Annotated in this window: 9 protein-coding genes and 1 pseudogene; 2 read left to right on the top strand and 8 right to left on the bottom strand. The window is 39.4% G+C overall.

Annotated features, from left to right (window positions below; translation table 11 throughout):
- Positions 1-138: 138 nt before the first annotated feature.
- The 5 genes from N1I80_RS22045 to pdxR all read right to left on the bottom strand — a co-directional run bounded on the left by N1I80_RS22045 (position 139) and on the right by pdxR (position 8,515).
- Positions 139-2,493 (bottom strand): bifunctional diguanylate cyclase/phosphodiesterase, encoded by a 2,355-nt coding sequence (locus N1I80_RS22045; protein ID WP_340740119.1) that lies wholly within the window; start codon positions 2,491-2,493, stop codon positions 139-141.
- A 949-nt stretch (positions 2,494-3,442) separates the two neighbouring features.
- Positions 3,443-5,794: a bifunctional diguanylate cyclase/phosphodiesterase gene (locus tag N1I80_RS22040; protein WP_340739929.1), complete on the bottom strand. Its 2,352-nt coding sequence runs from the start codon at positions 5,792-5,794 to the stop codon at positions 3,443-3,445.
- Positions 5,795-6,193: 399 nt separating this feature from the next.
- Positions 6,194-6,514: a DUF4183 domain-containing protein gene (locus N1I80_RS22035; RefSeq protein WP_340739928.1), complete on the bottom strand. Its 321-nt coding sequence runs from the start codon at positions 6,512-6,514 to the stop codon at positions 6,194-6,196.
- 88 nt (positions 6,515-6,602) lie between these two features.
- The gene (locus N1I80_RS22030) at positions 6,603-7,052 is read right to left on the bottom strand and encodes a DUF4183 domain-containing protein (protein ID WP_340739927.1); all 450 of its coding nucleotides are present in this window, start codon (positions 7,050-7,052) and stop codon (positions 6,603-6,605) included.
- 104 nt (positions 7,053-7,156) lie between these two features.
- Positions 7,157-8,515 carry a MocR-like pyridoxine biosynthesis transcription factor PdxR gene (gene pdxR / locus N1I80_RS22025; RefSeq protein WP_340739926.1) on the bottom strand — a complete coding sequence of 453 codons (1,359 nt, stop codon included), beginning with the start codon at positions 8,513-8,515 and terminating at the stop codon, positions 7,157-7,159.
- 94 nt (positions 8,516-8,609) lie between these two features.
- Here pdxR and N1I80_RS22020 point away from each other — a divergent pair, with 94 nt between their 5' ends.
- Positions 8,610-9,197, top strand: a complete 588-nt coding sequence (locus N1I80_RS22020) for a GNAT family N-acetyltransferase (RefSeq protein WP_340739925.1) — start codon at positions 8,610-8,612, stop codon at positions 9,195-9,197.
- A gap of 69 nt (positions 9,198-9,266) precedes the next feature.
- Here the strand turns inward: N1I80_RS22020 and dinD are convergent.
- Positions 9,267-10,064: pseudogene (gene dinD / locus N1I80_RS22015) on the bottom strand (DNA damage-inducible protein D); the annotation flags it as partial.
- Positions 10,065-10,253: 189 nt separating this feature from the next.
- On the opposite strand from dinD, the gene N1I80_RS22010 reads away from it, so the two are divergent.
- Positions 10,254-11,615, top strand: a complete 1,362-nt coding sequence (locus N1I80_RS22010; RefSeq protein ID WP_340737452.1) for an IS4 family transposase — start codon at positions 10,254-10,256, stop codon at positions 11,613-11,615.
- A gap of 41 nt (positions 11,616-11,656) precedes the next feature.
- Here the strand turns inward: N1I80_RS22010 and N1I80_RS22005 are convergent, their stop codons facing one another.
- Positions 11,657-12,133, bottom strand: coding sequence for a methylated-DNA--[protein]-cysteine S-methyltransferase (locus N1I80_RS22005; RefSeq protein WP_340739924.1), 477 nt, complete (start codon positions 12,131-12,133; stop codon positions 11,657-11,659).
- A gap of 93 nt (positions 12,134-12,226) precedes the next feature.
- Positions 12,227-12,607, bottom strand: coding sequence for a VOC family protein (locus tag N1I80_RS22000; RefSeq protein ID WP_340739923.1), 381 nt, complete (start codon positions 12,605-12,607; stop codon positions 12,227-12,229).
- Positions 12,608-12,724 lie beyond the last annotated feature (117 nt).

The following is a 12,724-nucleotide window of genomic DNA, read 5'->3' as shown; positions in this document are numbered from 1 at the left end:
GATGGATGAACGACCACCATACGATTATCGGAAAAATGTCTAGTATTTAATTAAGTTACTTTTTTGTAAATCAACAGGTATGCTTTACAAAATAAAAAATACCATGCAGTCATCATACTCGATGGCTGCATGGTATTTTTATTGTTGGCGTAAAAAGTCCAACAATGTATCTTCATCTAATGGTCTACTGTAGTAATAGCCCTGTACAGTATCGACTTTCATATCACGTAGGATTTGGAGCTGTGATGCTTCTTCAACCCCCTCCGCAACAATTTGGAACCCAAGACTATGCCCTAGCGAAACAATAGTTGTTAGGATAGCCTGTACGATGCTATCTTCTTCAATTTGTTGAATGAAGGAACGATCGACTTTCACCCGATCAATTGGCATCAGACGTAAATAATTCAACGAAGAATAACCAGTTCCAAAGTCATCCAACGCAATTTGAATGCCTAGTCTTTTTAACTCATTTAACCTTCGAATGGTTTCTTCTTGATGTTCAATGATGATGGACTCTGTTATTTCAATTTCGAGTAAAGATGGTTCGATGTCATAATATTCCAACTTCTTTTGGACCTTGTCTACAAAGTCTGCTTCACGCAATTGAATGGCACTTACATTTACGGCGACATGCTGTATATTAATTCCCTGCTCGGTCGCTCTTTTAATCATTTGTAAACTAGCATCTAGTACCCAGTCTCCAATGGCAATAATTTGACCCGTATTTTCCGCTAAAGGGATAAAATCGGCTGGTGAAACCATCCCTAATTCTGGGTGCTTCCACCTGATTAGCGCTTCAACACTAGCCTTCTTTCCACCTGTCATATCCAGCTGAGGCTGATAATGTAGGAATAACTCCTCGTGCAACAGTGCCTCTCTTAAACCATCTTTTAATTTTAATTCCCTTTCAATTTGGTCCTTCATGTCATTATTAAAGAAATAAATACGGTTACGTCCTTGTTCTTTCGCATGATACAGTGCGGTATCGGCATCTACAAATAACTCCCCAATGGATTGTGCATCAGAGGGATAAAGGGAAACGCCAATAGAAGCTGTGATATAAGTATTTTGATCAAATAATAAAAACGGATTCGTGAATGATTCATAGACTTGTTGTAAAGAATAATAAATCCGATCTAAAGCCCCTTTTTCAGTCCGAATGATGACAACAAATTCATCGCCTCCAAATCGACCAAAGAAACTGTTTTTAGGTAGCAAGTCACTTATCCGCTTGCCAACTTCGATGAGTAATTTATCGCCAAAGGCATGCCCTTTTGAATCATTCACATGCTTAAATTGGTCCAAGTCGAGGAAAAGGACTGCAATCATTTCTTCGTCGGTATTGACTTCATCAATCCATTGTTGAAGTACTTTTTCAATTGAATGGCGATTTGCCAAGCCCGTTAGTGAATCATGACTTGCTTGGTAATCCAACTCATCCACCTGACTTTTAATTTGCAACGCCATTTGTTCAACAGCCCTTGCTATTTCACCCACTTCATCTTTTCGTTCAATACCTATTTTAACACTAAGATCTCCATGCTTTATTTTATTTATCTGATGGACGATGAATGGAATGTCTTTCAATAAGTAATGTAAAACAAATGATAGTGTTGCTAGCAAAATAATGATAGCAATGACCCAAGTCCCAATAATGGACTGCTCATATGTGGCAAGTGGTTGTAATAAGGTGGATTCTGGAACAGACACAGCTATTTTCCAACCGAGCTCGTTCAATTGACGAACCGAAGCATAGTAGCTTTCCCCACTGCTTTGAAACTTTGCTATTTCTTGTCCTTCTACTTGTGCTTCGCGAAGGGCTGGTCGCATATTTTTAGGGTCGTATAAAATATCACCTTGACCGGACACTAAAGTCAGCTTTCGTCCATCTTGTTCGAATGGCTGTAGCAGGGCAGCTAAATCATCTAAGAAAATATCCATCCCAAAATAGCCTAACCTTTCGTTATCTACAATGACCGGATAAACAATGCTAATCATCTGTTTCTTTGTAACATAATCTATATATAGGGATGAATAAGATATTCCCTCTGTCTGTGAAGCCTGTTCGTACCAATGACGTTCTTGAATAAAGAATGATTCATCTGAGACTTGGTCATGGTCTGTAATGAAGTAACTATTCTCTATGTGACTAAGCCATATCTGTTGAACATGCTCATTATTTTCTTGTGCACGTGTTAATGCTTGTTGAATCCATTCATAATCTTTATTTGCACGAACGTCTTCTCTTTTTTCATTGGCACTCATAAAGCTTTCGATAACTGGAATGGAGGCTAGTTGGCGGACAACTTCACCTTTTCGTTGAAACGTGGAAGTAATTGTATTTTTTATGTTCTCATTCTTAAAAGCTAACTCTCGTTCAACTTGGTCAATCAATATATCTTTTGTCATGGAGTGGGAGTAGAAAGCTATCGTCAACATCGTTGACAACACAACAACAAGCATTGCAATAACGACCTTACCGTTGATTCCCATTTTCACAGACTCTCCCCCTCCTTTTGACTCATCTCTAGTATATATGTATATATTCGCATTGTATCTACATTTCTCCTGCCTATTCGACAATATCATCACGAAATACCTATTTAAATTGAATTATCAAACCTGTTGATTAACTATTTACTAGAAAATACACAGGCTTAAAAACTACTTTTTTCACTTGGTTATGTTCGGTTCGCTTTCGGCTAACTAGTTAGGACATGATGATCGGGGAGGAATTGGAGCCCATTCCTCCTGTGGGAGTGAATGTGTCAAGAAATGACGAAGTCATTTCTTGACACATCTTATTCGATTATTTTGTTCTGAATAGTTGCCTGTCGCGTACCTCCACTATTTAAGTGATACATGCAGCTACTTGGAAAGAAAAGAATAGATGGCTTGCTAGACAGATTGTAAGTGCCCGAAGATGCAATTTCGGGCACTCTAGTACATTGTACAAGTTGTTCCTACTTTACTTTTAGAAAATGACGCTTCCTAAAATAAATAAAGGAAAAGCTCTTGGCAAAAGCTCAAGCCGCCAAAATTGTATCTTTGGCGGCCCTCTCCAGTTAAGAAGCTCTCTATTCCCTCATCTCCAAAAGCATTAGCACTCCATGTACAAGCGTTTTTGGTGAGCGACGGATGAACGACCACCATACAATTACCGAAAAAATGTCTAGGGATGCGGCGAAGTCGCATCCCTAGACATCAAAACAGCACGGTTATTGTATAGAAGTCGTTCAATCCAAAGCAAAACCAAATGCGATTGAACATAAAGCGCCCAGTATTGGATCATGTTATTTTTTGGTTAATCAACAGACGTGCTAAATTATCAAACAAATATTTTTGCTAGAAAGTAGTGTATATAAAGTACTTTGATAACTTGACGACATAAAAAAACGCCTGCATCCATCAGCTTCAATGAGTGCAGGTGATTTTATTATTTTTATGAAAACTCTACTAACTTCTCTTCATCTAGTGGCCTACTATAGTAATAGCCTTGAATCGTATCGACATTCATATCAGATAGAATCTGTAGCTGCGCCTCTTCTTCCACACCTTCCGCAACAATCTGGAATGCCAGACTATGCCCTAATGTAATAATTGTTTTCAATATAGCCTGCACGATGGCATCTTCTTCAACCCGATGGATGAAGGAACGATCTACTTTGACGCGGTCAATAGGCATTAGACGCAAGTAATTTAAGGAAGAATAGCCTGTACCGAAATCATCCAATGCAATTTGGATACCCAACTTCTTTAGCTCTATTAACTTTTGGATAGTTTCTTCTTGGTGATCGATAATAACAGATTCCGTTATTTCAAGTTCAAGTAATGATGGCTCCACATTGTAATAAGCCAGCTTCTTTTGAACTTTATCGACAAAATTAGCTTCGCGCAATTGAAGGGAGCTTACATTCACCGCCACATGCTGGATGTCGACTTCCTTCTCCGTGACTCGTTTGATCATCTGCAAACTAGCATCTAGCACCCAATCTCCAATGGCAATAATTTGACCTGTGCTTTCTGCTAAGGGAATGAACTCCGCTGGTGAAACCATTCCTAATTCTGGATGCTTCCATCGAATAAGTGCTTCGACTCCCATCATCTTCCCACTGTTAATATCCAACTGTGGCTGATAATGAAGGAAAAACTCTTCGTTCAACAATGCCTGCCTCAAACCATCTTTTAATCTGAGTTCCTTTTCAATTTGTTCTTTCATGTCGTTGTTAAAGAAGTAGATACAGTTCCGACCTTGTTCTTTTGCGTAATAGAGAGCCGTATCGGCAGCTATTAGTAATTCCCCTATCGTTTCTGCATCAGCGGGATACAGAGAGATGCCCATAGAAGCTGTGATATAGATATTTTGTCCAAATAATGGGAACGGATTCGAGAATGATTCATGGATGTCCTGTAAAGATGAATAGGTATACTCTACTGCATCTTTTTTAGTCCGCATGATCAACACAAATTCATCTCCTCCGAATCGTCCAAAAAAACTATTCTTCGGTAACATTTCATCTATTCGTTTCCCTACTTCAATCAGCAACTCATCTCCGTATGCATGCCCCTTTGAATCATTCACATGTTTAAACTGGTCCAAATCGAGAAATGTGACTACTATCATTTCTTCATCAACATTTACTTCATCAATCCATTGTTGGAGTACTTTTTCGATTGAATTACGATTGGCTAAACTCGTGAGTGAATCATGGCTAGCTTGGTAATCCAATTCATCCACTTGGTTTTTAATTTGTAGCGCCATTTGTTCGACAGCTCGTGCAATTTCACCGACTTCATCTTTCCGCTTTATACCCATTTCAACACTAAGATTACCGTGCTTTATTTTATTAATCTGGCGAACAATGGATGGAATATCTTTCAATAAATAGTGTAAAACAAATGAAAGTGTTGCTAGCAAAATAATGATAGTAATCGTCCAAGCCATTACAATCAATTTTTCATATGAGGCAAGAGGTTTTAATATAACGTCTTCCGGTACATAGACGCCTATTTTCCAGCCAAGCTCATCTAGCTGACGAACAGAAGCATAATAAGTGGTCTTATCTTTTTCAAGTTGTAATAGTCCTTTTTCTTCTAGCTGTGCCTCCTGAAAGCTTGACCACATCTTCTCAGGATCGTATAAAATATCTCCTTGATTAGAAACTAAAATTAACTTTTGTCCATCTGTCTCGAATGGTTCTAACAAGTCAGCTAGAGCATCTAAGTGAATATAGACACCAAGATAACCCATCCGTTCATTTTCTATTGTAACCGGGTGCGAGATACTAATCGTCAATTCTTTTGTCAAATAGTCCAGGTACAGTGGAGAATAGGAAAGTCCCTCCATTTCCGAAGCTTGTTGATACCAAAGACGTTCTTTGATGGAATAGGTAGGACCTGAAACATAATCGTGATTTGCAATGAAGTAACTATTCTTTGTATGGGCGAGCCAAATCATCTGGAGGTCTTCATTTTTTTCTTTTGCGCTCACTAATGCCTTTTGAATCCATTCATAATCTTTATTAGAACGAACATTTTCTCTTTTTTCATTAGCCTTCATAAAGCTTTCGATGACTGGAATAGACGACAGTTGTCGCACGGCTTCACCTTTTTGTTCAAACACGGATGAAACAGCATTTTTTACATTGTCATTTTTTATGGCGAGCTCTCGTTCAACTTGGTCGATTAGTATATCTTTTGTCATGGAGTGAGAGTAAAAGGCAATTGTCAACATCGTTGACAACACAACTATAAGCATTGCGGTGACGACTTTGCCACTAATTCCAATTTTCACAAACACTCCCCCCTCTTTAGCCTCATTTATTATAGATTCGCATTGTATCGACTTTTTTCCTGCTTATTCAGCAAAATTATCAAAAAAATGATGAATTTGATGAAAATATTAGTAGAAATACATGTTACTCTAAGGGAAATTACACTAGAGAGTAGCTGATATATATGACAAAGGGAAGGACTTATTATGAAGGACAGCTTTATTCATGGGGTTTATGATAATACGCTTGTGGTGGGGTTATTTGTTTGATTATAGCTATGCCACTAAGTTCGGATACCTCTTACCACAAGTCTAGCTACTACTAGGCTTGTGGTAAATGGCTACCCCAGGTACCGATGGTTCATCGAAGAGAAATATCTAACACCTGTACAAGGCAGAGTACTTGTCCCACTGCTCCTGTTAAGTTACTGTCACTAACTCAACGGCTTCTACGACCAAAGGTGTTCCAGCAGATAGATCGCCGGTAACCGTATTAAAAGTCAATTCCGTGGCAGAAATGGTATACGAATCACCCTCTTGTAGCACACCGTTTATATAGAGATTATAGTAACCATTCGTAACGACTGGAAAAGCAGTTGCTGCAGTCCCGCTATCATCCAAAAAGGTACTCGCGGCGACAGTAGTAGCATCTGCAACAACTAAGGGTGCTGCCAATACATTAAAAAATCGTGTCGAAGAACCTGAAACATTCACGTGAATATTAATAAGTGAAAGCGCCATTCGATTCACCTCCTTTCGTCTACACTGTAGTACATGCAAGACTTCCATTGGATGACAGGGCTGTCCATCTAAAAAACTTATATCACTTTTAAGAATACAGGCTGGCTGAGAATGTCAGCAACTCAAGAATAATTGGTGTTCCCCTATAAATGATCGAATTAGATGGGCTAATCGTTAAGTTACTAGTATTCACTGTATACATCCCCCCCTCCTGGATGACTGCGTTGATGTATAAATCAGCATATCCATTTGGGCTGAAGTTCATAAATTCCGTTGTCGGACTTCCATCATCGTTATAAAATAGAGTTGAGGGAAGTGTAGTTCCATTCGTTAAATCTATATTGGCCGATGCAACATAAAAATATCTTTTTACAGTTGGTATAATAGTAATTTCGGAAGGATTTACTGGTGGCTTTATCGGAGGAACTCCAATGCAAGAAGAACTAATTTTTATTGTTGGCCAGCAGATGGTCTGACTCCTACATATAGTAATTTTAGTCATTTCCGCCATCCTTTTCCGTTTTTTATATTTCTCCATACTGTTATCACCCCCTATCCATACTATATGATAATAATTAGTTGGCTGATTAGCCTTTTATCCCTGTTTGACGTATATGTATTACAGGAAGAACCTTCTACCTTCTACTTTCCACACCAAACCTCTGCAAGCAATTGAATACCATAATCAATTTCCTCATGTGAAAGCCCACCATATCCGAGCAACACTAGATGGTCAGGTTTTGCATTGACGTAAGAATTTGAAACTGGATACACACCAATATGATTGGCTTTTGCCAATGCAATAGCTTCTTTTTCAGTTAAATCTGCCGGTAATTTTATCACGATATGCAGACCAGAGTTCTCCCCAATCACTTCATAATCAGGCGTTAAATAATGATGAATAGCCTTGATAATTGTCTTCTGCTTTTGTCGATAAATCGTCCTCATTTTATCGAGATGACGCCTCCAATACCCTTCTCCGATAAAATCCGCGAGGGTAAGTTGGTCCATTCGAGAAACTGTTGATTTTTGAAGCGCAAATAGCTGCTCAAATGGTTCCACAAGCTTCATAGGCAAAACAAAGTAACTCATACGAAGTGAAGGAATCAGTGTCTTTGAAAATGTTCCAAAGTAAATAACACGCTCCATTTGATCCAGCTCAGCAAGAGACGGAATCGGCTTTCCCTTATAGCGAAATTCACCGTCATAATCATCCTCGATGATGTACGCATTGTTTTGATGCGCCCACTGAATTAACTCAATCCTCCTTTGGACCGGTAAAATCATCCCAAGTGGAAATTGATGCGCAGGCGTTGTGTAGAGTAACTGATGTGGTCCACTTGGAATTGTCACGCCGAACTCATCAACAGGAATCGCTTCGTAAGTAATATGGTACCGATCGAAAACCGCTCTCGCACGAATAAACCCAGGATCTTCAATAGCAACAGACTGCACTTCATGGAAAAACTGACAAATTATCTGTAATTGTACTTGCGTGCCGCTACTGATAAAAACTTGTTGTGGTGTACAGAATACACCTCGGGATTGCTGAACATATGTAGCAATTTCTTGACGTAATCTCCATTCCCCCTGCCAAGGACTTGTAGCGAATGAGGCATCTCCTATATGCCGACCTAGTAACCTTTTCCACGTTTTAAAAGGAAAAGCATCCTTCGCTACATGGCCTGAATGGAAGTCGATTTCAATGTCAGTCACTTCAGAAGGCACACTTTGCACTGGCTGCACTTTCTGAGAGAGAAATTCATAGTCATAAGCTGCAACAAAGTAACCAGATCGCTCTTTACTGTCAATATAACCTTCAGCCACTAATTGAGCATAGGCTTCCTGAACCGTATGAACACTGACACCTAAATCTCTAGCAAGCTGTCGTTTGGATGGTAACTTTGTATGTAAAGGAAGCTGATGCTGTATGATTTTTTCTCGAATTTGTTTATAAATTTGAAGATAATATGGATCGTTCCCATTGAACGCTAGCTCCACAAAAAACACTCCTTTGATATGGTTACTTTGATGTAATTTGGTACTTCTTATCATATCAAAATTCATGTGTAATAAAACAAAGGAGAGATGAACTATGGAAACTATTCAATTAATCGGAAATGATGTACTGTTACGGCTCATGACTAAGGACGATGTAGAGGGCATATACGCGAGCTGCCAGGACAAACGCATTTGGACGCATATGTCGCAGACGTTGCAAACGAAAGAGGACGTACAGGCCTATGTTAAACAGGCACTCGTAAATCGAGAAGCAGGAACGGAATATCCTTTTGTTATCGTCCTTCGAGCAACAAATGAAATAATTGGTTCGACACGTTTTTTTGATATTGCCACTGCCCATAAAAGTTTGGAGCTCGGACACACCTGGCTACATCCATCCGTTTGGCGTACAAACATCAATACAGAATGCAAATATTTACTGCTATCTTACTGCTTTGAGCAACTACAATATCAACGGGTGCAAATTAAAACAGGACACCAAAATACCCGATCACAAAAAGCCATCGAGCGAATTGGCGCCACAAAAGAAGGGATTTTACGTAATCATATGATTCGACCGAATGGAGAGGTGCGGCATACAGTTATGTATAGTGTTGTACAAGAAGAATGGCCTGAAGTGAAACGGCATATTGAAGGGTTGATGAAAAAGTACGGGAAGTAGATTTTTGTTTGTCAAAAAGGTGAGCACCTACCAGCCGTGTCTCACCTGCTGTTTCACTCGATATGCTTCTTATTCACCAAGTCTTTTTTGTACCAGTTTTTCAATTTGTTTAATGCCCTTCTTAGGGGTCGGCAAGTCCTCCGGCATTGTTCCACCCAATTCTTCGATTGTTTGGCGGACTTTTTTTCCCACTTCAAAGTGGGTTTGGTTCGCATCTGATTTTCCCTGTACATTATCACGGCGCAGTTTTTCATCCGTTTGTGTCGCTCGGAATAGATTAGCCGCCAACTCTGTGCTACCCATGTAGTCCAATATTTGATGGCTCTTCTTTAACTCTTTTCGTTGATGAATCTCTTTCGCCCCTAATCCACCATACAGACCCTTATAGCCGTGGTTTTGAAAAACGGCATAATCTATTGGTGTTTCCACACCAGCGTTTTGGGCTGCTTCTGCTAAGGATTTATTATGTTCCTTCAGTTCATTCCGAATGGCTAAGCGTTTTTTATCTTCATCGAGTCTTGCAAACTCATCTTGTAATTCTTGTTTACGAGTCTGTACGGCAAAATAGGTTTGTCCCAATGCAACAACTTCTTTTTTGGGATCGGCATTTTGTACGATAAGATAGCATGCATAGCGGGATAGCACTATGTCTTCAATTTCACGTTCTGCGCCAGAGCCGATTTCAACCATTCTTCCCACGTGGGAAAAATGGTCGTCGGAATCTTGTTGGCTATTACTACAAGCCTCAATCGCCTTTGCAACAACATTCAAGAACTTATCATATCTCTTGTATTGAAGAACTTGTGCTAGATCTCTCGCATACCAAATTTCTTGACCATATTCATTCATATACTTGTATCGCTCAAATGTCTGTTCACTATACTTATCAACTCAACTTTCGCACCTAATAAAACAGTGTGATCAGTTGGTTGAACTAGTTTTATGGCCTAATCAATAGGTCCATTGACAATTTCATAAATGAAAAAAACACCTCATTCTTTTGGTATAGTGAGATTATCGAGAAATCACTACCACATAGAAGAGGTGCCTACTAATATGATAGATCATAACCATGATAATAATCAACTACCTAAAGAACTTCGCTCTGTTTTCTCAGAGCTAGAGATTTTCAAACACTTGCGTAATGCCGGCATTCAAAAGTCAGTGGGTTTCAGCTCTTCATACCTATTTCAAATTGTCTTTTGTTTGATTTTCCAACATAGAAATTGGTTTTCTCTTTTAGAATCAAAGAAAGCGGAGCGCTATCCAGCTAAAGATGCCGTGTACCGATTCTTAAATCAATCCACGTTCAATTGGCGACGGTTTTTACTAGCTTTCAGTGCCTCTACGATTCAAAAAGTGGGACACCTCACGGACCAAACTCGTCCAAAGGTGTTTATTATTGATGACTCATCTTTTGATCGAAATCGCAGTAAAAAGGTAGAGCTTCTCGCTCGCTGTTTTGATCACGCCTCACCAAAAATGCGTTTTTACAAAGGTTTCCGAATGCTTACATTGGGCTGGTCAGATGGCTACACGTTTATGCCGGTTGATTTTTCTTTACTCAGCTCGAAAAACTCTCAAATAAATGGAATTCAAGCGGATATCGATAAGCGTACATCTGGCTATAAACGCCGTGTAAATGCGTTACAAACGGCTCCTGAACAAATTCCAGCTATGATTCAGCGTGCGCTTTCGAGTGGAATTGACGCAAGTTATGTCTTGATGGATTCTTGGTTTACAATGCCACCTCTTATCAAAGGAATTGTTGACCAAGGGATTGATGTCATCGGCATGGTAAAAGCAACGAAACAGCGCTATTCCGTGGCGGGTCAGCTGGTTGATTTAAAGAAGCTTTATCATCTAGCGCAGCCCGTTCAAGATAAAAAGAGCATCCTTCGTTCCATTCATTGTGTCATGTCGAACGGGACACCTATAAAAATTATATTCATTCAAAATCGAAATAAGAAAAGCGAATGGCTCGCCATTCTCAGTACCGACTGTACGCTTTCCGAACAAGAAATTGTGCGAATTTACGGCATGCGCTGGGATATTGAGGTGTTTTTTAAGACGACTAAATCTCTTTTGAAACTCCAAAAAGAGTTTCAAGGTCGTTCATATGATAGCTTGATTAGCCATACAACGATTGTATTTTCTCGCTATATCGTACTGGCTTGGCAAAACCGCTGCAACACCGATGAACGGACATTAGGTGGGCTTTTTTATGAATTATGTGATGAAGTCAATGAACTAGATTGGGCTGTGGCTTTACAGCAATTGATCGAGCTTTTTCAAGATGTCCTGAAACAGACCAATTCCAAACTCAAAAAGCTAGTCGAAAATCAACTACAGCAATGGATGGCTGGTTTACCTAGTTACATCAAGGCTTATTTGCCGATTTCGCCCTGCGAAAGTTGAGTTATCAATATCAGTCATGTTAAATCCCCTTTCCGCTAATTTCAATTATCCTTTTTAAAAGTCCTCTCGTGCTCAAGCAGCCATTCCTTCCTCCACAAGCCACCTGCATAACCCGTCAACTTTCCGTCTGCGCCGATAATGCGGTGACAAGGAATGACGATACTTAATTTATTTTTACCATTGGCAGTTCCCACTGCTCTGACAGCTTTTTCATTGTTAATGGAAACAGCAATATCTTTATAGGACCCTGTTTCAGCGTAGGGAATTGTTGTCAAAGCGTCCCAGACCGTTTTTTGAAATTCTGTACCTTCAAAGTGATAAGGGAATGTAAATACATGACGCTCACCTTTAAAATATTCGTCCAGTTGATTAAAGCAATCTACTACAACTTTGCTTGTTTCGTCCCCTACCACATTGACGACCCCGTCTCGCTCAACGAACAGAATTGAACTAACAGCTTCCTTTGAACCCACTATTTCTATTACACCAATTGGTGATTTGTAATCTAATTTATGCATTGTAAGCCCCCCACTTAGTTTCATTTCAAAAAGTGCCGGATACTCAAATCATTCAAAGTTTGGTGAGTACCTGGCACTTTTATTTGATTGTATTTACTTTTTCTCTAAAACCGCAAAGTAATTTCCTTCATTATCTGCAAAGTTAAATACTCTACCTGAAGGCATCGTGACTAGCTCCCCGACCGTGACCTGCTTATCCGATAAATCCTTGTACAATGCATCCAAGTTATCCGAGAACAGCAGCAAGGAAGGCGTTTGAAGGTTTAATTCCGGTTGCATTTTTGCAATGAGTTCTTTGTTATGAAGGATAATTGTCGTTTCCGAATCCTTTGTTGGTGCAATCTCAATCCATCTCATGCCCTGGCCATTATCCTCTTCTGAAATAACGCTAAATCCCACTGTCTCTGTCCAAAACTTCACTGTCTCGTCCTGGTTATTGACATATAGCATAATTTGACCAATTTTTGTAATCATGATTTCACTCCCTTCGGTAATTTTTTCACCATTAATACTCAATATATTATTTTCACCAAAAACAGAACACATATTCTATTTTATCGACTTTTTCGTTGTTGTACCACTTATCCTTAC

This window comes from Sporosarcina sp. FSL K6-3457 (assembly GCF_038007285.1).
In the GTDB taxonomy this organism is placed as follows: Bacteria; Bacillota; Bacilli; order Bacillales_A; family Planococcaceae; genus Sporosarcina.
This window is presented reverse-complemented; position numbering and strand designations above follow the sequence as displayed.